The sequence below is a fragment of the Pelagibius sp. genome, from assembly GCF_028289705.1.
In the GTDB taxonomy this organism is placed as follows: Bacteria; Pseudomonadota; Alphaproteobacteria; order Kiloniellales; family Kiloniellaceae; genus Pelagibius.
In genome coordinates, this window is the sequence record NZ_JANQOI010000170.1 from 31,059 (window position 1) to 58,025 (window position 26,967).

Genomic DNA, 26,967 nt, shown 5'->3' on the forward strand with positions numbered 1-26,967 from the left:
TCGATATGCCGCCGGGAGTTTAGCGGCCCCCGGCGCCGCCCAAAAGCGCCAAAGTCGCCGCCGCCATGACCTTGGCCGAGGCAATCATATCGTCGATCCCGACATACTCATCCGGTTGATGGGCCAGATCGAGGATGCCGGGGCCGTAGGCAATGCAGTCCTTCAGGTGACCGACCCGCACCACGTGCTTCTGGTCGTAGGTCCCGGGCGAGACCACCTGCTCCGCCGGCTTGCCCAGCACCTGTTCGATTGCCGCGGAGACCGCGCGGACCACCGGCGCGTCGGCATCGGTCAGGGTCGGCTGGAAGGCCAGCACCTCCCGCAGGGCATAGTCGAAGCCGGCGCGGTCGCGCTTCAGGCCTTCGAGAAGGGAGACGATCTCGTCTTTCACCGCCTCGGGATCTTCCTCGATGAGGTAGCGCCGGTCGAGCACCAGACGGCAGGAGTCCGGCACCATGGGCGCCGGCAGACCGTCATAGTCCTCCTGCAGGCCACCGTGGATGGAGTTGATGTTGAGGGTCGACTGGCGCGCGCCTTCCGGCACCACGGGCATCGCCGTGCGCTTGGCCGCCAGGGCCGGGTAGAGGTCGCTTTCGAGCTTCTGCAGGAAGGCCGCCATGTGGCGCACCGCGCAGTCGCCGAGGAAGGGCATGGAGCCATGGGCGATGCGCCCGCGGGTCTCTACCTCGGCCCACCAGACACCGCGGTGGCCGATGCAGACGCGATCGACGTTCAGCGGCTCGGGGATGATCACGTGGCTGACCCGGGGCCGCGAGAAGAAGCCCTGCTTGGCCAGATAGCCGACCCCGGCGTAGCCGCCGGACTCCTCGTCGACGGTGCCCGAGACCTCGATGGCGCCGACGAAGTCGCGGTATTCTTCCAGCAGAGCCTCGGCGGCGATCACCGCGGCGGCGAGGCCGCCCTTCATGTCGCAGGCGCCGCGCCCGTAAACCTTGCCATCACGCACCGTTGGCGCGAAGGGATCGACGCTCCAGCCCAGCCCCGCCGCCACCACGTCGATGTGGCCGTTGAAGTGGATGCAGGGACCCGGCGCCCGGCCGTTGAAGCGCGCCAGCACGTTGGTGCGCGGATAGCGGGCGGAATCCCCCACCTCCCCCTCGGCGCGGTGATAGGAGACCTCGAAGCCGCGGGCACGCAACCTCTCCCCCAGGAACTCGGCGCAGGGCGTATAGGCCTCCCCCGGCGGGTTCACCGTGGGAAAGCGAATGAGATCGCAGGTCAGCGCGACCAGATCCTCGCGTTTGCTCTCGATGCGCTGAAAGAGGGAGTCGTGCATGTCCTGACCAGCTAGCCGCAGGCGGGCGTAGGAAACCAACCGCGCAAGGATATCACGGCTGCGGGGCTTCCGGCTTCAAGACTTGGTTTTCGCGCCTGCGGGACCGGAAGAGCAGCCAGCGGCGCGGATCGCACAGCGATGAGACGATGCATCGGAAGCACCTGCGAGCAAGGTCGGAAGGCATTGCGTCGAAAAAATCCGGTCGGTCAACTATTTTCGACTCGTCACCTGGATTGGGCGGTGCAAATGCCGTGCGTCAGTGGACAACGGCCTTCTTGGCAAACTTGACCTTCGTCGTCCCGTCGACAGTTCGAACCGTGAAGACGTAGGCTTCGTTCATGCCCTTCTTGCCGCTATGGGTGAAGACCAGGACTTTCTCACCGTCGCTTCGGATGTGAATGATCCCGAAGTTCGTCCGCTCAAAGGCATAGAATGCCGACTCCGGGTCGCCCTCTTCGAGCTTGCCGGTGAACATGTCCGCAAGCTCGCTGCCGGTAAAGACCTCGTTCTTTCTTGCGGAGAAGAACTTCTTCAGATCTTCCCGCTTGTGCGCAAAGTCGCGCTTGTGAAAAAATGCCGCCAACTCCGTATTGAAGATGATGCCGGTGTTTTCGCGCATCACCTTTCCGAGCGCCGCCATCAGTGTAGCGCGTGGATGGATATGTTCCTTGTTGGAACTCTCATCGCCTGACGAGATGATGGCGACCACAGGGCGCATCGCTGCAAGAGCTTCGAAGTCGAAATCCGCGGATCCGTGGTGCGGAGCCTTGATGATCTCAGATTCCAGAAACTCCTTCGGAACCTGTTCCTGCAGCAACTGCATTGCAGGGCGGTTCAGATCTCCGGTCAGATAGAGCCGCAGACCGCCAAACCGGATTCGCATTGCGATGGAATGGCCATTGACCGTGTGTGATGCTGAGACCGAGCCCGATTCTGCTTCCCTCAGATGCATATCAGGTGACTTCTTCGGAGCACGGAAGAAGCGCAAGGCAGGCACATCCTCTCCGCTTTGTGGATCGCGTACACTCTCCACGACCGGGCCGTGGAGATCGATTTCGATGCCTTCCTCCTCAAGAAAGTCAAAGACCTCCGCGGTATCGTCGCCAAGGGCGATGCGCCGAAACTCTATTGGGCCCCGGTCCGACCAATGCTGCAGGGACTTTTTCCAACGCTTGAACGGTAGGTTCATTCTTGCGTCGGGAACCTCTAACAAATTTTCATGCAGGTCGATCGCGTAGGTTTCACCATTCTGTTCCAGCGTGGCGCCGAACATCTCAACGTCCTTCCGGCGGCCCCCGCCCGGCTTGGAACTTGACTGCTTCACCAAACCGTTGTGAAAGACCCGCTGCGGATGAATAAAAATCCGTTTGCGCGCGGCGATACCGCTTTCTTCCTCTGATCGTTTGATGTCATTCAAACCGTCGAAGTGATCGGCATCGCCGTGAGTCACGATCATTGCGTCGATTGGCAGAGGACTCTGTGGGCTGGAAGCCCGATGACGAAACCGGGCGGCAAGATGCCTGGCAAAGAGCTTGTTGTCGCCCCCGTCAAACAAAACGATCTTGCCGGACGGGGTCTCCATGATGAGACCGTCGCCCTGCTGTACATCGACCATGGAGAACTTAAGAACGCCGGTATCCCTTAGCTGGAGCTTTTGGTTGTTCTTGGTCCAGCCCGTCGCGCTTCCGTCGAAATGGGTCAGTGCCCGAAGCTTCACAAAGCCGTCCTGGTGATCGACGACTTCAACCGCATCACCAAAAGCCAGCGTAAGAAAGACCTTGGATCTTGACTGTGGCTCGCGGCGTAGGCGGACGAAATCATTCCCGATGAATTTTGTCATCGAACCGCTCTCCCCTTGACCTCATGGACCAATCAAAGTTGGGGAAGCTGCAGAGCAGCTCTCTTCCAAAGATTGCATAATTGACAATAAAATTCTCTCATTAATTGCTCTCTAGTGCCCCTTTTCGCCTTTTTTGCGGGACCGGAAGACCTGCCAGCGGCGCTTCAGATACCAGAAGAGGCCCCAGGGCAGGACCCAGCGCAGCCAACGGCGCAGGCCGAACAGCGGGGGTGCCGCCGTCGCATAGGTGACCGCGCGCAGGGCCTTGACGGCCGGGCCGGCCTCTTCGGTCGAGGGCTCGCGCACGGTCAGTGCGTCGTCCTCCAGCCGCAGTCGCAAGCTGAGGGGCGCGGCTCCCAATGCCGGATCGTAGCAGGCCAGCGTGGTCCAGCCGTCCGCCGCCGTCTCCATCCGGTAGACCACGACCCATTGGGCGGCGGCGGGCGATACCAGAGGATCGCGCAGCAGTTCCACCAGGACCGGCTGGCGGCGGGCGAGGCTCGCCTTGACCGTTTCCAGGGTCTTGGCGGTTTCGCCGCGAAGCCAGACGCGGCCCCCCGGCACCGGCGGGCGCAGGTCCAGATCCACCGCGACGCTGGTGAAGAGGCCGCTCTCCATCAGATGGCGTTCCAGCCGGCGGCCGATCAGCGCGGTGGGCACCCAGTTGTCCGCCACCCGGCCGAGGATGGCGCGCCACAGCAGCGAGTCGGCGGCATTGGATTGGAGGCCGTGCTGGACTCTTCCTATGAGGTAAGGCCGGAGCACGGCCCAGCGATCCCGGTTCGCCGGGTTGGTGCTGCCGCCGGGCTCGGCCCGCGGGACGGCGACCCGTGCGCGGTAGTGATCCAACGCGGCGATGGCTAGGGCGGCGCGGAACAGCGGTTCGGCCTCGGCTGGCTGGTGTGCGAGGTGCTGGACCAAGGCGCGCCCGCCGAAGACATCGGCCTGATCGCCGAACAGCCCGTGAAGCGTCGCTTCGGCGGGCCCGGCGGCATCCTGCAGCGCAGCCGCTACTGCGGTCTCTTCCTCTGTCTCCAGCCGCCAGGCCTCCCAGGGCCCGGGGTCGTCGAGCCAGGGGCGGAACCAGCTTTTGTATGTCGGCAAGGCTAGGCTTTGCTTGGTGATTGCGGTTCCAGCCCGCTCCCCCTCCCGGCCACCCATAGGATACTGGCGCTGGGTGGCCGGGAGGGGGAGCGGGCCGGCGCCGAAACCGCGTTAAGCGGAAGCATCTTAACGGCGCGGCCGCCTGGCGCGGCGTGAGGGCCTTGGCGCCTGCTCCGGTGGCTGGCCGGAGACCGCCGCCGTTCGCGCCGCCGCGGTGTCCCGGTGCCAGCGGTCCAGAGCGGCCAGGGCCTCGCGGGAGGCTTCGCGCTGGGTGGTGAGTTCCAGCCCGCAGCCGGCACAGACGATGGGCTCCCCCCTTAGCACCGCCGTGACCGGCAGCGCCAGCGGGCGGCTGCAGGAGGGGCAGGGAATCTGGCCGGGCTGTGGTGCATTCATGAACTACTCGTCGGCCTTCGTTTCAGACTCATCCTCCGCGCGCTCCTCCGGCGGCGGCAGGGAGGCCTGGCCGGCGGACTCCGAGGCCAGGGCCAGGAGCTGCGCCAAACCGTCGGGCATATCCGCCTGCTCGATACGCAGCTTCATCTTCACCAGCATGTCGACGGAGCGGCGGTCGCCGGGGCGCTGTTCGCGCGCGAAGGCGGCGCGCAGGGTTGCCGGCGGCTCGCCCAGAGGCCCCTGGCGCTTGGTGGTCATGAGCTGGTTGATCTCCGCCTGGCGCTGCGGCAGGGCTTCGGTCTGAACGATCTTCACGGTGTAGTCCAGTTCCGCGTCCTTGATCTGCAGGGCCGGGATGGGAAGCATGGAGAGCAGCGGGATCTGCACCTCGACATCTTCCTCGCCGCCATCGGCGCTACGCCGCCGCCGTTTGAACCGGGCCATCTGCAGCTCGCCCAGTTCCCCCATGCCGTCGCCGTCGCCGGTGAAGCCCACCGCGCGGATGAAGCGGGCCGTGGCCATGGCCGACTGGGCCTCGGCATCGACGAGCGCATGGATCGGCGCGCCGATGAGCTGGGCCAGGGAGAGCACAGAGCCCTGCGGCGTCGGCTGCTCTTGCGGCGCGGCGGCGGCCCCGCCGGCACCACCAGCCCCACCGCTGCCACCGGCCCCACCGGCTGCCGCAACCGCCCCAGCTTCGGAAGTCTTGTCCGACATCGCCGCCGTCCTCCTTGCCGTCCGTTCCGCTGCCTACTCTGAAGTCAGGGCGTGGCGCGTGGTCCGGTCGCCCACCTTCACCTCGGTCCAGACCATGTTGCGCACCACCGCCTTGATCTTCACGCTGGAGATCGCCGCCTCGCTCAACTGGGCGAGCTGGCCGCCCTCCACCATGATTTCCAGCCGCGCGTCACTGTTGCCCTGCCAGATCGTCTTGATCGGCCCCTCCATGGCGGCCACCGCGTCCTTGATCGGCTTGTCCTCGATGATCGGCAGGATCAAGTCGCGCAGCGCGCGCTTCATGGCCACGGTGCTGTCCTCGGTCTGGGTATGCTCCTCCTTGGCGAACTGCTCCAGCGCCCAGCGGAAGGGGCGCTCCAGCTCGCCCAGCACCGTCGCGGTGTCGAACTTGCCGTCGTCGTCGATCACGTGGGTGTAGGATTCGATGAAGTAGCGCAGAACCTTCTGGCGCATCTCGATGCGCAGCACCGTGGAATTGAAACCCTTGGTCAGGTAGGTCCACCAGGTGTCGCTGAAGCTGCCGTCGCTGTTGTTGCGGGCCCGCGCTTCGTCGAGGAAGGTGGCAACCAGGCGCTCCACCGAGCGCTCGAAGAGCACCGCGGCATTGGCCTCCTGGCTTTCGTTGTTGACCTCGCTGCCCAGGACTTCGGCGATGGAGAATTTCAGGTCGATCTCCACCTCGTCGACATCGGCCCGCGGTACCGGGAACTTGCGCAGCAGATAGTCGTTCTCGTAGTAGCGGGAGATCGAACGCGAGTAGAGATCGGCGCCGAAGCGCGCCTTGGCCAGATCCCGCAGGATCGCACCGACGATCTGTTGAAGATCGGCCATTGTGTGTTGTTTTGCCTCCCCCTCGGGCCACACCCCTTATTGGGCGTTTCTACCAGTCGCTAGATTAAGCCGCCGCCCCGCTGGTGCGCCAGCCCGACAACCAGAGTCTCACGCGGCGCCAGACCGGCGACTGGGCGCCGCGGAAGCGGGCGATGATCCTGAGCGCGCCCCTGTACCGCTCGATGTACCGCTCGACCTGGGCCGGCTCTAGCCCGGTCCAGGCTTCTGCTTTTTTGGGTCGGGTTTTTCCTCCTCCGGCGCCGGCAGGTTGGCCGCCGGCGGCGGCGCCTCGATGGTGTCGGCCAGGATGTTCAGCATCTTGGCCAGGCCCGCCGGCAGTTCGTCCTGCACCGCGTGCACATGAACGTCGATGGTGGTCTCGACCGAGTACTTGGAATTCTTGGTCGATTCCGAGTCCTTCTTGGAGGAGATGGAGGCTTCGAGGTTCGCCTTGAAGAAGAGATAGCGCGCGCTGGCGCTGACCTTGGCGGACTTGGTGGTCGACTGGACCGTCTTGTCCTCGCTCTCCGTGCTGGAGGAGACGTTGGCCTTGAAGTCGATGGTCATCTCGTCGATGCGGATGAAGGGGATCGGCACGATGGTCAGCAGGGGCACGGTGATCTCGGTCTCCGTGCCGGCCTTCTTGGCGGTAAAGGTCACGTTCTGGACCTCGCCGTTCTCGCCGAAGCCGACCGAGCGGATGAAGTTCACCGACGACATGGCCGCGCGGCCCTGCGCCTCGATGGCGGCGTCGAGAGGACCGCCAATCAACGATCCGAACGGTAGTGCCTGAAGTTCGCCTGCTACGGCCATCTGCTCCCCTCCGTTGCTGGTCCGGCCCTAGACCGCATCCCCCTTCGCTCACGGAGTGAACAAAACCCCAGACGATGATGCTTTGGCCGCGATTATCGTAATCACTTTATCTAATAGAAATTCTCGTGGCAATTTTATTGGAAGCGCCAATAAATCTTCCAATTCAGCGCCAAATCAACCCCATTTCGTGACAAAAAAGAGGCAGAACGGCGAATATTAGTTATTCGTTAACCACGATCTACCGGACGCCAATTGGATTTCCGAGCAGGGAATAAGGTCTTCTCCGGGCTACAGAGTCGGCCGCGCGGAGGCCCTAGCTGCGGCGGAGGAAAAAGGGGTGAGGGGAATCCAACGCGCCGTACGCTTGCAGTAGTCCCGATAGGCCTGACCGTGGGCAGCCAGAAGATGCCCTTCTTCCAGGCGCACCTGGAAGTGCAGAACGGTCATCCCCACCACCAGGCACAACAGGGTGAACCCGCTGGGGAAGGCCAGGAAGAACCCGAACTGAGCCATCTGAATGGCGAGGAACATCGGGTTGCGTGTCCAGGCGAAGGGCCCGGTGGTGATCAGCGGCGGCGTGGCCCCCTGCCCCGGCAACCCGGAACGCCACACCGTCCCCATGGTGAAGTTCACGGCCACGACCGCCGAGAACCCCAGGATCAGAAGGGCAAGACCGCTGTAGACGACAGCGGGGGTCATGAGCGGCGGGCAGGCCAGCAGATAGCGGTCCAGGCCGGGCCAGAGGGCCCGGGCGACCATCGCCAACGTGATGGCGCTACGAAAGAAAACGAAGGTCTTCGCATACCACCAGTGCTGGCTGCCCGGGGCACCGTGCCAGACGGCGGAGTGGCCCAGGACGCGGCGGCGCGCCGTTAACCGCAGGATATAGAAAAGAGCGACCCCCGGGAAAAACAGCGCGAGGAACCACCGCGCTACCTCCAGGGCCTGCTGCTCTGCCATTCGTCAACGCCCATTCGATTGTATGCAAGCCAGTACCTCAACTCACCATTAAAACATTAGAACATGGTTAACTAGCGATCCACCGCCATCTTCGGCCGGCTCTTCCGGCGGATCAGCCTTTGACCCGGGCCTGTTCGGGGTCGATCAGGGGGCCGAGGTGGATCCGGCAGGCCAGGCGCTGGCCCGCAACCTCCAGTGCGTAGTCCCCGCCTTCGAGAAAGGCGCGGTCGATGGGCGCCTCAGCCCGGACGTAGCCGTAGCCGATGGGCTTTCCCAGGCTGTGGCCGAAGCCGCCACTGGTGAGCCAGCCGACCCGCGCGCCGTCGCAGTAGAGGGTCTCGCGGCCCAGCAGGACGACCTCCGGGTCGTCCAGGGTGAAGCCGGCGAAGCGCTTTTTCAGGCCCTGGGCTTTTTGGGCCTCGAGAGCCGCCCGCCCCTTGAAATCCTGTCCGCCGCTCAGCTTCACCGCCCAGCCGAGCCCGGCCTCCAGGGGCGTGTGGTCGGGGCCGATGTCCGAGCCCCAGGCGCGATAGCCCTTTTCCAGCCGCAGGGATTCGATGGCGCGGTAGCCGGCATTGCGAATGCCGTGATCGCGGCCGGCTTCCATCAGCGCCTCGTAGACCGTTACCAGGGACTCGCTGGGGACATGGAGTTCCCAGCCGAGCTCACCGACATAGGTCAGGCGCAGCGCCCGCACCACTGTCCCGCAGAGCGGCAGGGGCTGGGCCGTGGCGAAGGGAAAGGCCTCGTTGGAGAGGTCCACCGCGGTGAGCGCCTGCAGGACGTCACGGGCCCGGGGGCCCATGAGGGTGAGCACGCCAAAGGCCGAGGTGACATCCATCAGCTCGGCCCTGAGGCCTTGCGGGATGGTGCGGCGGATCCAGTCGAAATCGTGGGTCGCAAAGCCGGTACCGGTGACGATGTAATAGCGCTCGGCGGCCAGGCGGGTGACGGTGAGGTCGCATTCGATGCCGCCGCGGTCGTTCAGCATCTGGGTGTAGACCACGCTGCCAACAGGCCGGGCCACGTCGTTGGCGCAGATCCAGGTGAGCGCCGCCTCGGCATCCGGGCCCTGCAGCAGGAACTTGGCGAAGGAGCTCTGGTCGAAAACCGTGACCGCCTGGCGGGTCGCCCGGTGCTCGCGCGCCACCGCCCCGAACCAGTTCTGCCGGCCGTAGCTGTAAACGTCTTCCGCCACCTCCCCGGCGGCGAGATCGGCGAACCAGTTGGGCCGCTCCCAGCCGAGCTTCTCGCCGAAGCAGGCGCCCTGAGCCTTCAGAAGCGGATAGAGCGGCGAGCGCCGGCAGGGCCGCGCCGAGGCGTGCTCCTCATGCGGCCAGGCCATGGTGTAGTGCTTGCCGTAGGCCTCCAGCGTGCGGGTGCGCACCCAGTCCGGGTCGGCATGGGGCCGCCCGAAGCGGCGGATGTCCACCGGCCAGAGATCGAAAGGCTGCTCGCCCTTGGCGACCCACTCGGCCAGCGCCATACCGGCCCCACCGCCGGAGGCAATGCCGAAGGCGTTGAAACCGGCACCGACGAAGAAGTTCCGCAGCTCCGGCGCCTCGCCGAGAATGAAGTTGCCGTCGGGCGTGAAGGACTCGGGCCCGTTGATGAGCTGCTTCACCCCGGCAGTCTCCAGGGCCGGGACCCGGCCGAGAGCCAGGGTCATGAGCTGCTCGAAATGATCGAAGTCGGAGTCCAGGAGGCTGTAGTGGAAGTCGGCGGGAATGCCGTCGACCGCCCAGGCCAGCGGGTCGGGCTCGTAGCCGCCCATGACGAGGCCGCCGACCTCCTCCTTGTAGTAGGTCAGGCGGTCGGGATCGCGCAGGGTCGGCAGGTCGCGGGCCACGCCCTCAATGGGCTCGGTCACCATGTACTGATGCTGCACCGAAACCAGCGGCACCGTGATCCCGACCGTCGCCGCCAGTGCGCGCGACCACTGCCCGGCGCAGCAGACGAGCTTTTCGCAGGCCACGGTCCCTTCCGGCGTTTCCACGCCGGTGAGCCGCCCGGCTTCGTCCAGCAGGATGCGCGTGACCGGCATGTCCTCCACCAGGGTCACCCCCGCCTGCCGTGCCCCCTTGGCCAGGGCCAGGGTGATGTCGGAGGGATTGACCTGCCCGTCGCTGGGCAGGAAAGCGGCGCCGACCACATCGTCCACGGTCATCAGCGGCCACAGCGCCTGTGCCTCCTTCGGCGTCAGCAGGTCCATCTCCAGGCCGAAGGAATGGGCGGTGGTGGCCTGGCGTTTGACCTCGGTCCAGCGCTCGGCGTTGCAGGCCAGGCGCAGCCCGCCGTTGCGCTTCCAGCCCGTGGCCTGGCCGGTCTCCTCTTCCAGGCGGTCGTAGAGCGCGACCGAATAGCCGAGAAGCTGGGTGATGTTGGCCGAGCTGCGCAGTTGCCCCACCAGCCCCGCGGCGTGAAAGGTGCTGCCGGAGGTCAACTTCCTGCGTTCCAGCAGCAGGCAGTCGGTGATGCCCAACCTGCCAAGGTGATAGGCGGTGGAACAGCCGATGATGCCGCCGCCGACGATCACGACCTTCGCGGAGCCAGGCAGGCCGCTCATGGCGTTGCCTCAGAGCCGCAGGAAATCCGCATGCGTCCGTTCGAACCGCGCCCGGTTCTCCGCGGTGTATGCGGCATAGTCGAAATCCAGCGTGGAGTGGATCTCGGAGACCATGGACCAGAGGGTCTCCCGCAGCAAGGAGGCGCACTTCATGGCGGCGAAGCGCCGGTAGAGCGCGTCGTCCGCCGGCACCTCGAAGTAGCGCTCCAGAAGGTGACGTTCCAGGGCCTCGTCGAGCCCGCAGTTGGTCGCCAGGTTCGCCAGATCGAACAGCGGCGAGCCGAAGCCGGCGTAGTCCCAATCGATCAGCCAGAGCCGTCGGCCGTCATCCAGGATGTTGCCGGGCAAGAGGTCGTTGTGGGCGAAGACCAGGTCGATGCGCCCGACCGCCGTCTCAAGATCCCCGGCAATCTTCAGCAGGTCCGGCAGGTCGGCGCGATGCCGGCTTTCGCCCTCCTCCAGGCTGCGGCCATAGTCCCGCAGGACGTGAAAGGGCCAGAAGGTCAGGGCCGGGCCGCGCAGAGCCCGGGCGACGTCGTGGTGGACCCGGCGCAGCAGGGGCAGGAAGCGGTCCAGCATGGCGGGCGAGCGCAGGTCCGCTTCGGCCAGGGTCCGGCCCTCGATGAACCGCACCACCAGCACACCGCGTTCGCTGTGGACCACCGCCGGGGAGACGCCTGCCGCGGCGGCCGCACGGCTGGCCGCCGCCTCGTTGAAGCGCATGACGTGATGCACCGGAATGTCGTCGCCCAAACGCACGACATAGCCCGCCGCCGCCTCGCCGGCGCCGTCGACCACGTGGAAGTTGACGTTGGTGATACCGCCTTCAAGCGGCCGGGGATCGACCGGACCGGACCAGAGCGGCAGGGCCCGCACCTTGGCCTTCAGGGCCTCCAGTTCCCCCGCTGTCATCGCCGCCGTTTCCGAATCGCTGGATTGCAGGGGCGAGTGTGCCGCCTGGGCGAAGGGGCCGCAACCGCCGGATGGGGCGGTGCGGCAGCGGAATCAGAGCCTGCGCCGCCGCAGTACGCCGGAGCCGGCGCCGCTCATCACCAGCAGGCCCACGAGCCCGAAGCCAAGCAGGGCCAGAGTCCCGGGTTCCGGCAGCACCTGGGCAGAGGCGGCCGAAGCGAAGATGAGATTGTCGCCGGTGAACTGGTCGTTGCGGAAGTCGTTGTTGTCGATGAAAAAGTGCACTTGGGTGAAGGACGCCATGGTGTCGACCAGGCCGAAGAAACCGGAGCGCCCGCCGGCAACGGTGCCGACGTCGAAGCTCTGTGACGACCCCTCGATCCTTGCATCGAGGCGGTTGAGTTCGGCCACGTCGAGGCCGAAGCCGATGATCGGGACGGGAAAGGTCCATGTGAGGGTCATCGGAGCGTTGGCGCCGTCGCCGTCGACCTCGCCCACGAACTGGCCGCCGATTACCTGATTGTCCTGGGCGGCGTCGGTCAGCAGCCCGCCGGACAGGGTGGAGACCACCCCGCTCTCGAAGGTGATGGAAAGGCCGCCGGGGATGTCGGTACCGAAGAGGTCAACGCTGGTCGGTGCAGCGCCGATGGCGGCATTGAAGTCCGTCAGAGAGCCGACCGAAATCAGCGCCGCCTGCGCAGAGCTGAAGGACAAGGCCAGCGCGCCGAGGACCGCGAGTCCCAGGCCGGCCAAACCGCGGCGGGCGTTGCCCCGGCGCGAACCCCTTTGGCGGCTTCCTGCAAATCTCGAAAGCATGGATTCTCCCTCTTACGCCCCTAATCCGGGCGGCTTTCGCACCGCCCTGTTATCCCCATGGCGAATCCCCGGGCATCACTCCGGGCCACCATACCTTTTCGCCCGCAAATGCTTTCAATTTTCTTTAAATTTTGCGGAGTCCAGGCACCGGGCCGGCCAAATAAGAGGCATCACAGCCGCAGGCTGCAATGCACCAGAAAACTCAAGACATGCGATCAGAATCAGCCCCCGGCGGGCCCCTTCCCGGCCTTACAGACGCGGGTCCACCGGCTCGCTCTCCAGGGCCAGCACGCCGAAGACGCATTCGTGTACCCGGCGCAGCGGCTCACGCGCCACAAAACGGTGCAGCGCCTCGTGGCCCAAGGCGAACTCCCGCGCCGCAAGGGAACGTTTGCGGCCCAGCCCGCGCCGGCGCAAACGGGCGATGTTCTCCGGCGCGTCGTAATCAGGTCCGTAGATAATCCGGAGATACTCCTTGCCGCGGCATTTCACTGCCGGCTGTACAAATCCGCGCGGACCGCGGGCGATGAAGTCCAGAGGCTTCACCACCATGCCCTCGCCGCCGGCCTCAGTCAGCTCTCGCCACCACTCGGTGGCGGCTGCCACGCCGGCATCATCGGCAGGTTCAACCACCCGAAACTGGGTTGCCATGAGCAGCGGGTCACTTCCCACCGTCAGCGACGCAATCCGATCCATGTGCCAGCGATGGCCCTTGTCCATGTGGACCGCACCCTCGCTGGCCAGCAGGTGAAAGGGGGCGATGCGGTAATCGTCCAGGCTTTCCACCGGCCAGCAGTAGCGCCGATAGGCCGCGGCATAGTCCGCCGCCTGTAGGACACGTTCACCCGCAACCGCGTCGCGGCCATCCAGGTCGACACCGCGCAGGGCCGCGGCCCGGTAGGCCTCTTCTCGTGCGGCCAGTGCCAAGCGGGCGGCGGTGCCGACGGGGGCGTACTGCTGGCGCAAAAGCGCCTGCGCCTTGGCCGACCAGGGCATGATCTCGGCATCCAGGGCCAGCCAGTCGGTTTCCAGGGCATCCCAGAGTCCGGCGCCGTCCGCGGCGCTGCGCAAGCGTGCAAGCACCGCTTCGCTCTTGTCGGCATCGAAGAAGAAGTCGCGCCCGGTGCGGGAGTAGACGACACCGCTCTCCTCGCCCGTTGTCCCGAACCGCCGCCGCGCCGCATCAACGGAGCGGCAGAGCAGGATCACGGCGCGGGAGCCCATGTGCTTTTCCTGGCAGATCACCGACGCGACGTCCTGTTTGCGGAAGTAGGCGAAGGCTTCGGTCGGATGTTCCAGCAGCCCTTCGCGCTCCGAGGTTTCAGAGGGCGACATGGTCGGCGGCAAATAGACCAGCCACTTCGGATTGATGGCAAAGCGCGTCATCGCTTCCAGGGCCGCGGCGGAGTTGGCCTCGTTCACCGTGACCGCGCGGTGCAGGCGCGTCTGGATCATGCGCTTGCCGCGCACATCGTCCAGATCCAGCATGTCGTCGGCAATGGCCTGGGCACTGCGCGGCTCGGCAGGCTGTTCCAGGGGCCGCACCGGTTCGAAGTAGGTCCGCGCCGCCGGCACCGAGACCAGCTCCAGTTCGGGATAGCGCAGCGCCGTTAGCTTGCCGCCGAAGACGCAGCCGGTGTCCAGGCAGATGGTGCGGTTGAGCCACTCGGCTTCGGGCACCGGCGTGTGGCCATAGACGATCATCGCGTCGCCGCGGTAGTCGGCGGCCCAGTTGTAGCGCACCGGCAGGCCGAATTCGTCGGTCTCCCCGGTGGTCTCGCCGTACATGCAAAAGGAGCGCACGGCACCGGAGGCCCGTCCGATCATGTCTTCGCGCAATCCCGCATGGGCAACCACCAGCCGCCCGCCGTCCAGCCAGTGGTGGCTCAGCAGGCCGTTTAGGAAACCGCGGACTTCGTCGCGGAAGGCCTCCGGCTCGCCTTCCATCTGGGCAATGGTCTCGGCCAGACCGTGGGTAGGTTTCACGTTGCGTCCGTGCAGCCAGCGCAGAAACTTGTTCTCGTGGTTGCCGATGACGCAGAAGCCGCTGCCCGCCGCCATCATGGACATGACCAGGCGCAGCACGTCCGGCGAGCGGGGACCGCGGTCCACCAGGTCGCCGACGAAGACGGCCCGGCGTCCCGGGGGCGGCACGACCTCGCAGCGGCGCGCTTCGCCCTCACCGCCGAATCGCACCTGATAGCCGAGCTCGGCCAGCAGCGCCTCCAGCTCGTCGCAGCAGCCGTGCACGTCGCCGATGATGTCGAAAGGCCCGCTTTCGTGGCGCTTGTCCGTCCACAGCGGCTGGCGCTCCATTACCACCGTCTCCATCTCGGCGACGCTGCGCAGCTCATGGATCTGCCGAAAGCCCTCCTTAGGCAGCTTGCGAATGCCGCGCTTCAGGGCACGAATATGATTGCGTACCACGTGAGGGCCGAACTGCCTGTCGGGCCGCTCGGCGTTGCGCGCCTGGCAGACCTCTTCCCCGGGATTGAGCACGATAGCAACCGGCAGGGCATGGCAGCGGCGGGCAATGCGGACATACTCCGCCCGGTCCTCGCCGCGTACGTTGGTGGCGTCGATCACGGCAAGGCGCCGGCCCTGCAGCCGCTTCTCGGCGATGAAGTGCACCAGATCGAAGGCCGGGCCGGTGGCCGACTGATCGTTCTCATCGTCAGCCACCATGCCGCGGCAGGCATCGGAAGAGATCACCTCGGTCGGCAGAAAGTGCTTGCGCGCGAAGGTCGACTTGCCGGCACCGCTGGGGCCGATCAAGACCACCAGGCAGAACTCGGGCAGCGCGATTGTCTTCACGGCAGCCTTCGGGGCGCTGTCTTCGGGGGTGTTCATGGAACCGCCCGCTTGAAGACGGCCATCTGGGTCGGTGCCCCCAGGTCCGGGTGTGCTTCGCCGATCCCCTCGAAGCCGATGCCGTAGCCGAAGCGTTCCGCCACGTCGCGCCCCCAGGTTTGAAACTCGGCGCGCGTCCACTCAAAGCGGTGGTCGCCGTGGCGCAGGCTGCCCGGCGCCATCCCTTCGAAGAGGGCGTTGTATTCGCGGTTCGGCGTGGTCACCACCACCAGCGGCGGCGCCATGATGGCAAAGACCGCGCGCTCCAGCGCCGGATGGCGGTCGAGATCGATGTGCTCGATCACCTCGACCAGCGCCGCGGCGTCGTAACCCTCCAGCCGCCGGTCGCGATAGGTGAGCGCTCCGTGCAGCAGCTTAAGGCGCGCCACCTGGCGAGCGGGCATGCGATCGAGCTTGAGGCGCTGTTCGGCGCGTTCCAGGGCGCGCAGTGCGGTGTCCACGCCGACGATTTCTTCGAACTGCTTGACGGCGAGCAGTTCGCGCAGCAAACGGCCTTCGCCGCAGCCGAGATCGACGACGCGACGTGCGCCGGCGGCAGCAAGGGTATCCACGACCTTGCGCAGGCGCAGGTCGTTGAGCCGGATCGGCCGTTCCAGCAGAGCCTCGGCCTCCGCCTGGCGCTCGGAGAGGCCGGCCTCCTCCTCGGGCTCGCTCTCCGAGAGCCTGGCCAGAGCCTCCCGCACCAGACGGCGCCGGCGCTTGAGGGCGCGATTGACGATGAAGTCCCGCTCAGGATGTTGGTCCAGCCAGCCCTCGCCCTTGGCCACCAGCTTTTCCACTTCGTCGTCATCTACGTAGTAGTGCTTCGAGTTGTCCAGCACCGGCACCAGCACATAGAGGTGGGTCAGCAAGTCGCGCAGCTTAAGCGTTGCGGTGAGTTGCAGGGTGATGTAGGGGCTGGCGCCCCAATCCGGCAGCTCAGGGTCGAGCAGATGGGTTTCCGTCGATACGGCATAGCCCAGGGGCCCGAACAGCCGCTCCGCCAGATCCTCCTGACCCCGCGCCGCCAGCGGCACCACCGTCGCCTGCAGAGGGATCGGTGTTTCCGCCAGGGCCTGCCGATGCTTGGAACGGCCGGCGAAGGCCGTGTTCAGCGCCCGCGCGATGGCCACCGAAAGAAAGGAAGAGGCCGCATAAGGCCGGTCGTTCACATAGTGATCGTGGAGCGAGACGCCCGAACCTTTGGACCGCACGAGAGCGATGGGATCGACCTCCACGGCGAGGGCAAAGCGGCAGCGATCATCGTCGGCCTGCGGAAAACACATCACCGCCCGGCCGAACGCCAGGCTCTTCTCGTGCAGGCGATCCGGGTTCTTGTGCAGCAGGAACCCCAGGTCCGTGGCGGGCCGATGCGTCGTCTCGATGGTCAGAAGCATCAGGCCCGCCCGCAGACCAATTCCCGGAACAACGCGTCGGCTTCCCGGCGCAGCTCCGCCGGCGGCGTTCCCGGCTCCGGCAGGGACCGTTCGGCACGCGCGATCTCTGCCTCGATGAGGGCGTCGAGCACCACCAGCCGCGGCCCCTCCCCCAGCTCCCGGCTGCGTGCCTTGCGGGTCAGCATCTCGTCGAGAAAGGACGAGAGGCCCACAGGCAGGCCGAGGCCGTCGCGCAGCTCGCCGAAGTTCATGGGCAGCGGGCGGTCGGGATGTGTGCGCAGCCACATCAGGGCCAGGGCCGGACGCAGGGCGTAGAAGTACTTCTTCAGCTTTACCCGGTCCTGCCCCTCGATGAAGCGGCGGTACTGGCCGCGGCAGAGGTGCAGGTAGTGGTAGGCCGAGGGCCGCTGGTGGGCCGTCTTCTCCGCCAGATCCAGCAGCTTCACCATGGCCTCCCCATCGGCGCGATAGACGATGGGCGAGCGCAGCCATTCCAGCAGCACCGGATTGGGCTTGATGAGCAGGTTCAGCGCCTTCCTCAGGTCCCAGCCGTTGATGTCCAGCTCGCCCTCGAGGGGCAGCTCGATGACGTCGCGCCGCGTTTCGATGGAGAGATACCACTCCGGCCGATGCACATAGACGAAGCGCACATCGTAGTCGCTGTCCGGCGAAGGGAAGCCCCAGGCGCGGCTGCCGGACTCGATGGCGAAGAGCAGGCGCACGTCGTGATCGCGCGCGACGGCGTCGAGCCGCTCGGCGATCAGCGCCCGGGGTTCGGATGCAATGCAGGCCAGCGCGCTCATGATCTTGTCCTCTTTCTCTTCTGCCTCTTGTGCCTCTGCGGCGGCGGGCCGCCGCCATTTCGGTTGTCGTTCTGCAGGCCGTGTTGCGCCAAGGCGCGCGCCGAAAACTGGCGCTTCGTGGGGGCGTCCGATTGGTCCGACGGCGCGACGTGTTTCTCGATCACGTCATAGACCTGGGCCGTCGCCGCTTCCTCCGCGCATTGGCGGTAGGGAGCGGCAAACCGGAGCCCGTCAAGACGATCCGGGGCTGAGTCATTGCCGAACCGAATCCAGCTTGACCGTTCGACGTTCGTCTTGATCCTGTCTTCGCGCATTGCTCGGTTCCCAATCTCTTTCCCTGTCCAGGGGCCGGCGGCGGTGGGAGTCCGCCGGCCCCGTTCCGGGCCGGCGATCCAGCGCCGCCAGTCCGGGTGTTAGCCCTTCACGCAAACCACCTGCTTCAGGGTGTGTTCCACCGCCACCAGGTCGCGCTGGGCGGCCATGACGGCGTCGATGTCCTTGTAGGCCGCGGGGGTCTCGTCGATGACCCCCTGGTCCTTGCGGCACTCGACGCCTTCGGTGGCGGCGGCGTGGTCGGCCAAAGTGAAACGGCGCTTGGCCTCCGAGCGGCTCATCGTCCGCCCCGCCCCGTGGGAGCAGGACTGGAAGGACTCGGCATTGCCGAGACCTCGGACGATGTAGGAGCGCGCGCCCATGGAGCCGGGGATGATCCCCAGCTCGTCCCGGCCGGCGCGCACCGCGCCCTTGCGGGTCACCCAGACCTCGGCGTCGAAGTGCCGCTCCCTGGCCACGTAGTTGTGGTGGCAGTTCACGGCTTCCTTCTCGACACGGAAGGCCGGCAGGTGATCGCGCAAGACCCGGAGGATCCGCGTCATCATCACCTCGCGGTTGGCCCGGGCGAAGTCCTGCGCCCAGAGCACCGCCTCGACATAGTCGTCGAAGAGCGCTTCGCCCTCCTCCAACCAGGCGAGGTCGCGGTCCGGCACCGAGGCCGCCCCGTCGCGCCGCGTCAGGGCCTCCCGCGCTTCGGCGATGAAGTAGGTGCCGATGCGGTTGCCCACGCCGCGGCTGCCGGAGTGGAGCATCACCCAGACCCGCTCCTCTTCATCGAGGCAGATCTCGATGAAGTGGTTGCCGGTGCCCAGCGTGCCGAGATGGACCACGTGATTGGCCCCCGCGATCTTCTCGTGTTTGGCCTCGATGGCCGTCAGCCGCGCGGCGAGGCCCGAGGCCTCGAAGCGCTTGCCCACGGCATCGGGGATGCCGTCCTTCCAGCCGCCCTTCACACCGATGCCGCCGTGGGGCACCGCCCGCTCGATGTCGGAACGCAGCGCCGCCAAAGAATCGGGAAGCTGCCCCGCGGTGAGCGAGGTCCGCATCGCCATCATGCCGCAGCCGATGTCGACCCCGACAGCCGCCGGAATGATCGCCTCCTTGGTGGCGATCACCGAGCCGACGGTGGCGCCGCGGCCGAGATGCACGTCCGGCATGGCGGCGACGTGGGAGTGGATGAACGGCATCCGCGCGATATTCTCGAGCTGACGCCGCGCCGCCTCTTCCACCGGCACGCCCTTGACCCAGGCCTTCACCGGGGCCCGGCCCGTCTGAAACTCTTCGTATCCAGCCATCTTGGCTCTCCTTCTTTCGGCCCTCTTTCCCGGGGTCCCCTCTTTCCCAGGGCCCTTCGTCTCCTCCCGACAGCCGCGCAAAAGAAAAACCCTCCCGAGGCTGCCGCCGCGGGAGGGTCCTTGGTGTCTTGAACCGGTGTTGCCGACGTTACGGCGTTTCCGGACGGCCCTCCCCCAGGCGCAACAGAGTGAACGCGCGCGCGCCATAGGCCATCCAGGCGCAGGCGCTCTGCACGTTCATCTGAGTAATGAGGTGGACCCGTTTCATCGGACTTGGTTTCGCAGTTCGTGGTTTCGGTGTCGGTCTGATATGTCGAGCGGCGCCGTTGGGCGCCGCGAATTCCGCCGCCGGTTATGATCGTTTGGGCTGCAAAAGTCAAGTTTCGGCAATGACTTCACCGCAAACTCATACTTAAGGCGATGGTTGTCGACGCATTGCGCAGAAGCAACAGCCGGTTTCTTGCAAGCTGTTTGAATGCGGTTTCGCCGCCGTGCTAACAGGGATGATGGGACGCCGTTCGGACCACTCACGCGACGAACTGATTGCCTTGGCGGTATCGGCCGCGCGGGCAATCATCCTGGAGCAGGGCGTCGCCAAGGTCTCCGCCCGCGCCATCGCCGGGCGCATGGGCTACTCCCCGGGCACCCTCTACAATCTCTTCGAAGGCGTCGACGAGATCCTCTACCGGGTCAACATCGAAACCCTGCAGGACCTCGGCGCCGCGGCCTTGGCCGAACAGGCAGCGCAGACCGACCCGCTGGCGCGCCTGATCGCCCTGGGTCGGGCCTATGTGACCTACGCGGAGGAGCACCCGCAGCTCTGGCTGGCGGTCTTCGATTTCCGTCCGGCGGCGGGGACCGTCACGCCCGTCTGGTTCGAAGACGCGGTCGCCCTGCTGTTCGCGATCATCACCGAGAGCCTGGCGCCCTTCTTCGGCGAGGACGAAGAGCGCCTGCGCGAAGCCTCGGCACGGGTGCTGTGGTCCGGCGTCCACGGCATCTCCCTCTTGAACGTCACCGGACGCCTCGGCCAGCCCGAAGGCATGACCGCCGCCGACATGGCAACGCTGCTGATCCGCACCTTCGTGCATGGGCTGGAAACGGAGCGGGACCGGAGCGCGGATTAGCCGAGCGTCCGCAGCCCGCTCAGATGCCGCGCTACTGCGGGGCGTAGGTCAGTGCGCGCAGGTAGTCGGTGAGCTGGCGGCGGTCCTGGAAGCGCGCCAGCTCGTCATAGGCGATGGGCGTGCCGATGCGCACCGGCACCTCGCTCTCCATTTTGTTCACCACCTCGCGGAACAACAGGGAAAGGCGCAGGGTCATGGAGATCAGACTGGCCCACTGGAACAGCCGGCTGTTCTGACCTTCGAAGAAGAAGGGCACGACGGTGGCCCGGCTCTCCTGAATGAGGCGCCCGACAAAGGGCTTCCATTCCGGATCGACGGCAACGCCGTTGGGCGGTTTGGCGGTGGAGACCGTGCCGCCGGGAAAGATGGCGATGCTCTTGCCCGCGTCCAGATCATTCAGGGCCTTGCGCCGGGTGTCGATGTTGGTGCGCAGCGCCTCGCGGGTCTCGGCGAAGTCGATGGGCAGCAGATAGGGGTGCAGCTCCGGCAGACGGTAGAGCACTGAGTTCACCAGGATGCGGAAGTCGCGCCGCACCTGGGCCACGAGATAGCCGAGGACGATCCCGTCCACCACCCCGAAGGGGTGATTGGCCACCACAACCAGGGGGCCTTCTCTGGGGATGCGGGCCAGGTCCCGCGCGTCGACCACGACATCGAGGGCGAGCCGGTTGACCGCCTCTTCGAAGAAGTTCTCGGCCGACGGCCCGCGGCAATAGTCGGCATAGAGCCGCCAGAGGCGCGGCTTGCCGGTGAGCTGCTCGATCATGTGAATCAGCGTGCGCCGCCAGGGCGCGTCTTCCGGCGCGGCGTAGGTGAAATCCGAGGTGGGGACCAGCAAGCTCATGGTTATAGCCGCGAAGTCTTACGCCCGATTCGTGACGGAGATGCTGCTTTTTCATGGCAGTTCCTTGACGGCGGAGCACCGGTCAACCCGGGGATCAACCCCGGCGCAATTGAGGCGGGAGTCCTTCCGCGCGCGCCCTTCCGGGGCAGCTTCACGAGCCCGAGACTCCGAATCCGGCAGGCCATTCCAGAAGCGATCACGCGCTGATTTATGGCGCCGGCCAAGCGCGCGCCGCGCGGTTGAAAAACGCGCAGAAAGGCGACTGTTCGCGCGCAATTGCCCCGAGATCTTGGTATTTCGTTAACCCGATTGGGCTTCGATTGCGCAAAGACAGGGAGTTCCGTAGATCTCAGTGACAAACGCGTCGGCGGGCGCGAACCCCAGGCCGAGCTTCGAGACCTGCGAAGCCCTGGCGGCGTTCGATCTTCTGCACAGCCCGGTTTGGATCTTCGATGTGGATCGCCACCGCATGTGGTGGGCGAACCGGCGCGCCGTCGCCTTCTGGGGCGCCGAGTCCCTCGCCGAGCTGTTGGCCCGGGACTACAGCTCCGACAGCGAGACCGTGCGCCAGCGCCTCGCCCAGGTGATCGAGAACACGCCGCCCGGCGAGGTCGCGCTGGAAGCCTGGACCCTCTATCCGGACGGCGATCCGGTCACCCTGCTGACCGCGATGACCCCGATCACCGTCGAGGGCCGCTACGACGCGGTCCTGATCGAGACCTCGGGACCGCTGGACGTCAAAGGCAACGACGAGGTCCTGCACCTGCTGGAGGCCTCGCGCTACACCTCCCTGATGGTCAGCATCTACTCCTCCCAAGGATGGCTGCTGTCGCGCAACCCGGCCGCGGTTGAGGCCTTTGGTCCCAAGCCGTCGGCGGCGGGACGCCACGACCTGGAGCGTCACTTCGCCGATCCCCGGCTCAGCGCCAGGCTGCGCAATCGCGCCCTCTCCGGCGCCGGCTTTCACGAAGACCTCCGCCTGCCCACGACAAGGGGTCCGCGTTGGCTTCAGGTCCACGCCCAGCGCGGGCGCGATCCGCGCAGCGGCGCCTGGGTCATCGTGGTGACCGAAACCGACATCACCGAGCGGGTCGAAGCCGAGGCCCGGCTCGCCGGCCTCAACAGCGAACTGGAACAGCGGGTGGCGGAGCGCACCGCCGAGCTGGAGCGCATCTCCTCAGAGGCGGTGGCCGCCCGCGACGCGGCGCAAAGAGCGAACCGCACCAAGTCCGAGTTCCTCGCCAACATGAGCCACGAGCTGCGCACGCCCCTGAACGCCATCCTCGGATTTTCCGAAACCATTCACCTCGGTGTGTTCGGCCCCATCGACAGCCGCTACCAGGGCTATGTGAAGGACATCAACCAGTCGGCACGCCACCTCTTGGACCTGATCGACGGCCTGCTCGACCTTGCCAAGATCGAAGCGGGCAAGCTGGTCCTGCAGGCCTGCGAGGTGGATCTGGTGCAGCTCTTCCAGGACGCTATCCAGATGGTCGCCGCCACCCGCCACGGCCGCGGCAAAACCTTTCGTCTGAGCGGCGGCGACGCGGGGGTTGTTGTCAACAGCGACCCGCGGCTGCTGAAGCAGGTGGCGATCAACCTTCTGACCAACGCCGCCAAGTTCAGTCCCGAGGACGGCGTCGTCACCGTCTCTATGGAGTTTAGGGGGGACTGCACGGCAGGGGATCTGGAGGTCCGCATTCGCGATGAAGGCCACGGCATCGAGCCCGCTAAGCTCGACCTGGTCTTTCATCCCTACGAACAGAGCGCGGCCAGGGCCGGCGCGCGGGAGGGCACGGGCCTGGGCCTGCCCATCGCCCGCTCCTTCGTCGAGCTGCACGGCGGATCGCTGCACCTGGAGAGCAAGGAAGGCGGCGGCACGACAGCGGTTCTGCGCCTGCCCGCCGAGCGCGTGCTACTGGAACGCAAACCCTCCTCCCCGGCCGCGTGACCCCGGGGCGCCTCGCTCCCTACCCCAGCATCAGAGTGAAATAGGCCGGCACCGCGACGTAGGTTGCGAAGGCCAGGAGCAGCACGGCCCGCACGAGGCGCGAGGCGAAGCGCCGCCAGAGAAAGACGATCAGCACGACCGCCAGGCCGATCTCCGCGAGAGAGACGAGCTGGCCGTGGTGATCGCGGTCCCAGTAGGACAGCGGCGCGTGAAAGCGCCAGTCGCTGAAGGGCCAGAAGTGCGGATGGGCGTCGTCGTGATGAAACGGCAGATCGAAGGCCAGGTGCAAGAGGGCCGCCGCGGCGAAGACGATGGCGATCTGGCTGCGCGCCACAAGGCCGAAGATCAGAAGCCCCAGATACAGCGGGATTGAGTTGCCGATGGCGACCAGGGTCTGCCAGGGCTCCTGCCAATAGACCTCACTCCATAGTCTGTGCTCCGAGATGCCCTGAAGGAGGCGCGCCCAGGCGAAGAGGATGAAGATCGCCGCGTCGCAGACCAGCGCACCGATCAGGATCGCCGCGTTGCGCCGGCGCGCCGCCGCATCCTCCGCCGGCCGCGCCAGCACGGCGGCGCCGATCAACAGATGGGTGGGTGTGTTCATCGACGCGCTTCTCTCTCCGGCTCCGCGAAGCAGTATCGCACAGTCTCAATCGGAGCAGACGACGGTCGAATCGGAACGGGGGAGCGCCGCGATCGCGCCACAGTTGATCGCATTTGCGCCCAAGAGCCGCCCTCTCAAACTCGCTTTTCCCTCCTAGACCGTTCCTTCGGGGCCCTTGGTCGGCCAGGGAGAGAAGAGAGAGCCATGGTGCCGGACTCCATCATCAGCCGCCAAGGCCGCATTGTCGGCTTGAAGGCCGCCCTCATCATCGGGCTTGGATTGCTGTTTCTGCTGCCGCTGGACATGGTCCGCGGCGTCATCGTCGAACGCAGCGAACGCGCGCAGCAGGTCGCGCGGGAGATCGCCGGTAAGTGGGCGCACGATCAGAGTATCCGGGGCCCCTTTTTGATCATGCCACTGGAGCGGCGCGACACCGACAGTGGGAGCAGGGCCATGCAGGGGCGCAGGGTGGTGCTGCTGCCGGATGAATTCTCCGCCGAAGCGACGGTGGATACGCAGCGCCGCGCGCGCGGCATCTTCGAAAGCGTGGTCTACACGACGCAAGTCAGCCTGCGGGGCGCGTTCACGACCACCGCCTTGGCGCGTGCCGGCTTCGACGAAGAGAGCTGGCGGCCGCGCCTGGACCAGGCGGTCTTGGCGCTGGGCATCAGCGACCTGCGCGGCCTGCAGGGCGATATCGCGCTGACATGGAATGAGGTGCCCGACTTCGCCGCCGAACCCGGCATGCCCGGCGGCAAGCTGGCGACCAGCGGTGTCCACTGGCCGTTGAAAGCCGTGACGGCACAGGGGTCGAACAGCTTCGATCTGACCCTGACCCTGCGCGGCAGTTCCCGCTTCTCCTTCGTGCCCGTCGGCAAGGACAGCGATCTTGTCTTGCGTGGCGACTGGCCCGACCCGTCCTTTGACGGCCGGACGCTACCGATCGAGCACGAGGTGGGGGACGAGGGGTTTTCAGCGCGTTGGGAGATTTCCCATCTCTCCCGCCCGTTGCCGCAAAGCTGGACGTCGGAAGACGCCGCGGGGATCGATTGGTCCCGGCTCTCGGTCGGCGCGTCCTTTCTGGAGCCTGTGAACTTCTATCTCCTGAGTGAGCGCAGCGTGAAGTACGGCTTGCTCTTCGTCGCCCTGCTGTTTCTCACCTTCTTCCTGTTCGAGCTGCTGGCCGGCATTGCCCTGCATCCCTTGCAGTATCTGATGGTCGGCGCCGGCCTGGTCCTGTTCTTCCTCAGCCTGGTCGCCTTTGCGGAAGTGCTGGGATTTGCGGCGGCCTATGGTCTGTCGAGTGCGCTGGTCGCGGCCATGGTCAGCCTCTATGCCGCGGCAATTCTGAAACGGCGCCTCTGGGCCATGCTGCTCTGCGCGATGATCGTCAGCCTCTACGCCCTGCTGTTCCTGATCCTGAACCTCGAGGAGGCGGCGCTGCTCGGCGGAACCCTGCTGCTCTTCGCGGCGCTGGGACTGACGATGTATGTGACGCGCAACGTCGACTGGTCGAACTCGCTGCGGTCGATGACCGAAGGTGCAAAGAAAGAGGCACCCTAGCGCGATCGCGCAGGTGTTCGCGCCCGGGGGTGGGCGCGGTCGTAGACCTCCAACAGGCTGGCCACGTCGACCTCGGTGTAGCGCTGGGTGGTGGAGAGGGAGGCGTGGCCCAGCAGTTCCTGGATCGTCCGCAGGTCGCCGCCGCCGGCCAGGAGATGGGTGGCGAAGGAGTGGCGCAGAGCGTGCGGGGTGGCGCTCTCCGGCAGGCCCAGCAAACCGCGCAGCGCCCGCATCCTCTGCTGCACCTGCCGGGCCCCCAGGGCACCGCCGCGCTTGCCGTAGAACAGCGGTGCCTCGGCATCGCCACCGTAGGGGCAGGCGGCCAGATAGTCGGATATGGCCTCGCTGACCAGCGGCAGCAGCGGCACCATGCGCTGCTTGTTGCCCTTGCCGGTGACCACGAGGAACTCCTGGCCGGGCTTGGGCGCCTCGCCGCGGGTGAGGCCGAGGGCTTCGCCGATGCGCAGGCCGCAGCCGTAGAGCAGCAGCAGGACGGCGCAGTCGCGCTTGCCGACCCAGTCCTCCTCGCTGAGTTCGGCCACGCTGTCGATCACCTCGCCCGCCTCCGCCGCGGTCAGGGCCTTGGGCACCGACTTCGCCGGCTTCGGCGTGCGCAGGCCGGCCAGCGCGGCGTTTTCGGCCAGACCGCGTTTGGTCAGCCAGCGGAAGAAGCCGCGCAGGCTGGACAGCGCCCTGGCGGTGGAACTGCGCTCCAGGCCTTGGCCGGCGCGGGCGGCGAGCCAGGCGCGGAAGTCCGCCGCCGCCAGCCCGGAGAGATCTTTGAGGCTCGCCGCCTTGCCCAGATGGCCGGCGAGGAAGGTGAGAAAGTGGTTCAGATCGCGGCGGTAGGCCAGCAGGGTGTGGGCCGAGGCCCGCTTCTCATCGCGCAGCCAAGTCTGCCAGTCGGCGATGGCCGCCTGCAGGTCCGCGGCGGCGGGGAGCAGATCGAGCCGCGCCGGCCCGGCTGGTTTTGGTCCCCGTCGCGGGCCCGCTACGGCTTTGGCGGCAGGTGGAGCCATGCGCGGAAGGTCACCTCCAGCACCTGGGAAAGGAAAGTGAGCAGTTCGGTGCCCTGGCCAGCGTGAAAGGCCTCCTCCTGGCGGGAGCCGAGGGCCAGCAGGGCCGGGGGCGTGGTCTCGCTGATCTTCAGGCGAATGAGCGCGTCGGATTCGACAAGACCGGCGGCGGCGCCGAAGACCGCCGCATCGCCCTCCACCTTGTCGCGCAGCAGGACGTTGCCGTTGGGGCCGAGATAGGCGTCGACGCTGCCGGCCTCCAGGCAGTAGACGCCGGCGATGGGGCGCCAGGCTTCGTCCTCCAGGCTCTTCTCCACGCCGATGGTCACGACATCGAGGTCGAGGATCGCCGCCAGATCGGTGGTGATGGTTTCGATGAACTCCTCGAAGCTGCGGGCGCCGAGGATCACCAGCACGGCGCGGTGCACGCGGCTCTGGGTCGAGAGGTTGCTGCGCCCGGCGGAGAGAAGCTGGTCACGCAGAGAGGTCAGGTCGCCGACCTGATCGCGCAGGCGCTGAACCTGGAACTGCTGCAGGTCGACCACCCCTTCCTCGCGCACCCGCGCCGGCGGGCGCTGGATGTCCAGCAACTCGGGATGGTGGGCCAGGAATTCCGGATGGCGCCGCAGATAGGCGGCCACCTGGTCCGCCGAGATCGCGGAGGCCAGGGCGCTGCCCGCCTCGGCTTCGCGGGCCGGCGTGCCAGGCCGGGCGGAGTCCGCCTTTTCGGACACCGCTTTTTCGGCGCCCTCCTCGCCCTGGGTCTCGCTCTCAGGCACTGCGGCGCTCGGTGCTGTCGTCGTTCAGGATCGACTGTCCGGTCTTCGCCCAGTCGGCCAGGAAGGCGTCCAGGCCCTTGTCGGTGAGGGGGTGCTTGTACATCGCGCGCAGCACCGCCGGCGGCACCGTGG

At 66.5% G+C, this 26,967-nt stretch carries 23 protein-coding genes and 1 pseudogene; 3 read left to right on the forward strand and 21 right to left on the reverse strand.

Going from position 1 to position 26,967, the window contains the following annotated elements; translation table 11 throughout:
* Positions 1–19: 19 nt before the first annotated feature.
* The 16 genes from Q0996_RS21240 to Q0996_RS21315 form a co-directional block, all read right to left on the reverse strand.
* Entirely contained in the window at positions 20–1,297 is a 1,278-nt protein-coding gene (locus Q0996_RS21240; protein WP_299624581.1) for an acetylornithine deacetylase/succinyl-diaminopimelate desuccinylase family protein, read from the reverse strand.
* A 256-nt stretch (positions 1,298–1,553) separates the two neighbouring features.
* Complete coding sequence (locus tag Q0996_RS21245; RefSeq protein WP_299624584.1) at positions 1,554–3,137, reverse strand: MBL fold metallo-hydrolase; 1,584 nt, start codon at positions 3,135–3,137, stop codon at positions 1,554–1,556.
* A 111-nt stretch (positions 3,138–3,248) separates the two neighbouring features.
* Positions 3,249–4,241: a hypothetical protein gene (locus tag Q0996_RS21250; protein WP_299624587.1), complete on the reverse strand. Its 993-nt coding sequence runs from the start codon at positions 4,239–4,241 to the stop codon at positions 3,249–3,251.
* A 126-nt stretch (positions 4,242–4,367) separates the two neighbouring features.
* Positions 4,368–4,637 carry a hypothetical protein gene (locus Q0996_RS21255; RefSeq protein WP_299624589.1) on the reverse strand — a complete coding sequence of 90 codons (270 nt, stop codon included), beginning with the start codon at positions 4,635–4,637 and terminating at the stop codon, positions 4,368–4,370.
* Positions 4,638–4,640: 3 nt separating this feature from the next.
* Positions 4,641–5,354, reverse strand: a complete 714-nt coding sequence (locus Q0996_RS21260) for a DUF2589 domain-containing protein (RefSeq protein ID WP_299624592.1) — start codon at positions 5,352–5,354, stop codon at positions 4,641–4,643.
* Between the two features lie 33 nt (positions 5,355–5,387).
* Entirely contained in the window at positions 5,388–6,206 is an 819-nt protein-coding gene (locus Q0996_RS21265) for a hypothetical protein (protein WP_299624595.1), read from the reverse strand.
* A 207-nt stretch (positions 6,207–6,413) separates the two neighbouring features.
* On the reverse strand, positions 6,414–7,019 hold the full coding sequence (locus Q0996_RS21270; protein ID WP_299624597.1) for a DUF2589 domain-containing protein: 606 nt from the start codon (positions 7,017–7,019) through the stop codon (positions 6,414–6,416).
* A gap of 288 nt (positions 7,020–7,307) precedes the next feature.
* Positions 7,308–7,979 carry an isoprenylcysteine carboxylmethyltransferase family protein gene (locus tag Q0996_RS21275; protein WP_299624600.1) on the reverse strand — a complete coding sequence of 224 codons (672 nt, stop codon included), beginning with the start codon at positions 7,977–7,979 and terminating at the stop codon, positions 7,308–7,310.
* Between the two features lie 112 nt (positions 7,980–8,091).
* Positions 8,092–10,545, reverse strand: coding sequence for an FAD-dependent oxidoreductase (locus Q0996_RS21280; protein ID WP_299624603.1), 2,454 nt, complete (start codon positions 10,543–10,545; stop codon positions 8,092–8,094).
* Between the two features lie 9 nt (positions 10,546–10,554).
* Positions 10,555–11,457: a phosphotransferase gene (locus tag Q0996_RS21285; RefSeq protein ID WP_299624605.1), complete on the reverse strand. Its 903-nt coding sequence runs from the start codon at positions 11,455–11,457 to the stop codon at positions 10,555–10,557.
* Positions 11,458–11,550: 93 nt separating this feature from the next.
* On the reverse strand, positions 11,551–12,273 hold the full coding sequence (locus Q0996_RS21290; protein WP_299624608.1) for a hypothetical protein: 723 nt from the start codon (positions 12,271–12,273) through the stop codon (positions 11,551–11,553).
* Positions 12,274–12,522: 249 nt separating this feature from the next.
* The gene (locus Q0996_RS21295; RefSeq protein ID WP_299624611.1) at positions 12,523–15,123 is read right to left on the reverse strand and encodes a polynucleotide kinase-phosphatase; all 2,601 of its coding nucleotides are present in this window, start codon (positions 15,121–15,123) and stop codon (positions 12,523–12,525) included.
* Positions 15,120–16,520, reverse strand: a complete 1,401-nt coding sequence (locus tag Q0996_RS21300) for a 3' terminal RNA ribose 2'-O-methyltransferase Hen1 (RefSeq protein WP_299624614.1) — start codon at positions 16,518–16,520, stop codon at positions 15,120–15,122. The genes Q0996_RS21295 and Q0996_RS21300 overlap by 4 nt, the downstream gene beginning before the upstream one ends.
* Positions 16,520–17,323, reverse strand: a complete 804-nt coding sequence (locus Q0996_RS21305) for a nucleotidyltransferase domain-containing protein (RefSeq protein ID WP_299624617.1) — start codon at positions 17,321–17,323, stop codon at positions 16,520–16,522. The genes Q0996_RS21300 and Q0996_RS21305 overlap by 1 nt, the downstream gene beginning before the upstream one ends.
* The gene (locus tag Q0996_RS21310; protein WP_299624620.1) at positions 17,320–17,637 is read right to left on the reverse strand and encodes a hypothetical protein; all 318 of its coding nucleotides are present in this window, start codon (positions 17,635–17,637) and stop codon (positions 17,320–17,322) included. Before Q0996_RS21310 ends, Q0996_RS21305 begins: the two co-directional genes overlap by 4 nt.
* A 99-nt stretch (positions 17,638–17,736) precedes the next feature.
* Positions 17,737–18,951 (reverse strand): RtcB family protein, encoded by a 1,215-nt coding sequence (locus Q0996_RS21315; protein WP_299624623.1) that lies wholly within the window; start codon positions 18,949–18,951, stop codon positions 17,737–17,739.
* A gap of 506 nt (positions 18,952–19,457) precedes the next feature.
* Here Q0996_RS21315 and Q0996_RS21320 point away from each other — a divergent pair.
* Positions 19,458–20,078 carry a TetR/AcrR family transcriptional regulator gene (locus Q0996_RS21320; RefSeq protein ID WP_299624626.1) on the forward strand — a complete coding sequence of 207 codons (621 nt, stop codon included), beginning with the start codon at positions 19,458–19,460 and terminating at the stop codon, positions 20,076–20,078.
* 31 nt (positions 20,079–20,109) lie between these two features.
* Here Q0996_RS21320 and Q0996_RS21325 read toward each other — a convergent pair whose 3' ends face one another.
* Positions 20,110–20,922, reverse strand: a complete 813-nt coding sequence (locus tag Q0996_RS21325) for a lysophospholipid acyltransferase family protein (protein WP_299624629.1) — start codon at positions 20,920–20,922, stop codon at positions 20,110–20,112.
* Between the two features lie 352 nt (positions 20,923–21,274).
* On the opposite strand from Q0996_RS21325, the gene Q0996_RS21330 reads away from it, so the two are divergent.
* Positions 21,275–22,873 carry a PAS domain-containing sensor histidine kinase gene (locus Q0996_RS21330; protein ID WP_299624632.1) on the forward strand — a complete coding sequence of 533 codons (1,599 nt, stop codon included), beginning with the start codon at positions 21,275–21,277 and terminating at the stop codon, positions 22,871–22,873.
* A gap of 19 nt (positions 22,874–22,892) precedes the next feature.
* Here the strand turns inward: Q0996_RS21330 and Q0996_RS21335 are convergent, their stop codons facing one another.
* Positions 22,893–23,477 (reverse strand): hypothetical protein, encoded by a 585-nt coding sequence (locus Q0996_RS21335; protein WP_299624635.1) that lies wholly within the window; start codon positions 23,475–23,477, stop codon positions 22,893–22,895.
* Between the two features lie 204 nt (positions 23,478–23,681).
* Here Q0996_RS21335 and creD point away from each other — a divergent pair, with 204 nt between their 5' ends.
* Positions 23,682–25,040: a cell envelope integrity protein CreD gene (gene creD, locus Q0996_RS21340; RefSeq protein ID WP_299624638.1), complete on the forward strand. Its 1,359-nt coding sequence runs from the start codon at positions 23,682–23,684 to the stop codon at positions 25,038–25,040.
* Here the strand turns inward: creD and Q0996_RS21345 are convergent.
* The 3 genes and pseudogenes from Q0996_RS21345 to Q0996_RS25555 all read right to left on the reverse strand — a co-directional run.
* A complete protein-coding gene (locus Q0996_RS21345; protein ID WP_299624641.1) occupies positions 25,037–26,059 on the reverse strand; it encodes a tyrosine recombinase XerC in 1,023 nt (340 codons plus the stop codon). The two genes, creD and Q0996_RS21345, sit on opposite strands and share 4 nt — an antisense overlap.
* A complete protein-coding gene (locus Q0996_RS21350) occupies positions 26,032–26,835 on the reverse strand; it encodes a DUF484 family protein (protein WP_299624644.1) in 804 nt (267 codons plus the stop codon). Before Q0996_RS21350 ends, Q0996_RS21345 begins: the two co-directional genes overlap by 28 nt.
* A pseudogene (locus Q0996_RS25555) lies at positions 26,828–26,967 on the reverse strand (fructose-6-phosphate aldolase); the annotation flags it as partial. The pseudogene Q0996_RS25555 and the gene Q0996_RS21350, both read right to left, overlap by 8 nt.